This window comes from Mesorhizobium sp. M1E.F.Ca.ET.063.01.1.1, assembly GCF_003998155.1.
Taxonomy (GTDB): domain Bacteria; phylum Pseudomonadota; class Alphaproteobacteria; order Rhizobiales; family Rhizobiaceae; genus Mesorhizobium.
Genome location: NZ_RZSC01001004.1, coordinates 1 through 1,766, shown reverse-complemented (window position 1 = coordinate 1,766; position 1,766 = coordinate 1). Strand labels below are relative to the sequence as shown.

General features: G+C 62.6%; 2 protein-coding genes and 1 pseudogene. 1 reads left to right on the top strand and 2 read right to left on the bottom strand.

From position 1 onward, the window contains the following. On the top strand, positions 1-204 hold a 204-nt coding region (locus EOA29_RS35335), incomplete at its 5' end, for a hypothetical protein (protein ID WP_126093382.1). 1,128 nt (positions 205-1,332) lie between these two features. Here EOA29_RS35335 and EOA29_RS43920 read toward each other — a convergent pair. Next, on the bottom strand, positions 1,333-1,458 hold the full coding sequence (locus tag EOA29_RS43920) for a hypothetical protein (RefSeq protein WP_281059625.1): 126 nt from the start codon (positions 1,456-1,458) through the stop codon (positions 1,333-1,335). Positions 1,459-1,464: 6 nt separating this feature from the next. Next, positions 1,465-1,766 (bottom strand): annotated as a pseudogene (locus EOA29_RS35325) (hypothetical protein); the annotation flags it as partial.

Below are 1,766 nucleotides of genomic sequence, written 5' to 3'. Positions count from 1 at the left end.
ATGAGCAAGACCACTCTCATTACTATCGCGATCCTCGCGATCAGCGTCGGCTATGCCGAAGCCGGGGGCCGCAAGATTCCACCGGTTTGCACGGCGTCAAGTCCGCTCTTCGAGGTCCTGGATGGCAAGTGTTTTCTCGTCAAAGGTTCGATGATCTATGGCGACATCGCCGATCTTTCCCAGATAATCCACTTGGGGTGGTAGGACGTGGCACCATCCCTGCCTAGACGCTAGTCACATAAGCCGGCAACAAGTGACAGTTGGCCCGGCTGCTTGGGTGGCCGGGCTGTCAGTGACGGATGGCGATCCAGACGAGAAATCCTGCCAAGATGACAGCGAGCGCTACAATGCAGCGCATGACCCCGCGTTGTAGCGAGGCTTCGAGCCCAAATTGCTTTATCGCCCTTCGCAGATCGGAGCGGAAATCCTCTTGCATTTGGCGACGGATTTTTTGCCGCAATCGACGATTTGGTAGCAGCGGACGGGCGATGTACGTGGATAAGGATAGCCGTCGGACCAAGGCGGCCCAACGATAACCGCCTCCTTCCTCAGCCATGGGTGATGCCAGGCATCGCCACGCCCCCCGTCCTTGATACACCGGATTCATCCCCTAGTTAGTTCCGCGGGCGCCGAGGTCGCGAGTTTTGCCTGGGGACACCGGCGGTTGCGCCGTTCTGACCGCATGCCGCGGAAGGATGGCCGGGCCGACGCACCTTTGGAGGTTACCGTGCGCCAATCCCCAGGATCCAGCTTGGCATGTTTCGTATTCGCTTGCTCAGTCGCGGTAGCTTACGCAGGAGCCGCAGCCGGCGGCCAGCATGGCGGAGGGCATGATGGTGGCGGCCATCACGGTCAGGACGGCGGTCATGACCCTGGCAGCCAAAACGACGACGGCCACAACGGCGGCCCGCCCAAAGGACCTGGCGGCGATCCCGGCGACCCCAGCAGCGATCCACCGTCGGCCCCACCGTCGGAGGGAGACGGGATCAGCACCATTACAATGGGGACAGTGTCACCAACTACGGCCGCCAAAGCCGCCACGGTCGCCCCGTCTTCAGACGGCGGACAGTCACTCGACCTGCCGCCCGCCCTGCAGCCTTCCGAAGACATCGCTATTCCACCAGCGGTCTATCCAATCGAAGCGCTGCCGGGCGTCCCGGATAACGTCGTTCGGGCCTGCCATGACGCAATCGAGCAGGCCGCCGCCCAGTTTGGCGCAACCAGTGTGCGCGTCAGCAGCGCAGGTCCCCTAAATCGGTTGGGCCCAGATACGATCTCGGCCCCCGTTCAGGTCAGCATCGACTATGCACATCAAGGCAGTGGGGAGACGCGTCAGGCGCAAGTCGGGTGCGAATTGAACGCGAAAGGCAGCGTGATCGGGCTGACATAGCGCACAGCACGGAACGCCTCGCCGACGCTCTCAAGGATCAGAGCCTTCAACGCGAGCTTCCCAGTCATTTGGGCTCAATCCAACGTCGAGTGTGTTGGCCGGAGGGAAAAGGGAAGCGCGATAGAACGCACGCGGATCACGCGCGACGACTTTCGAACCTTGCTGCGCGCAGTCTTCTGACTGACGGCCTTCATCTCGCCTGTGCCGGCCGATGCGCGGCCAGAGTGCGGCTTCAGTGGCGGCTCAATCTGCGCGCTGCGGCGCTCAGCCCTGAGCTTGTCATTGTCGGCGCGCGCGGCGGCCAGGTCGCGGGCCAGAGCAACAGTGGCTTCACGTTGCTTGTCCAGAGCCTCCTTCAGCCCGGAGACCTGTCCCA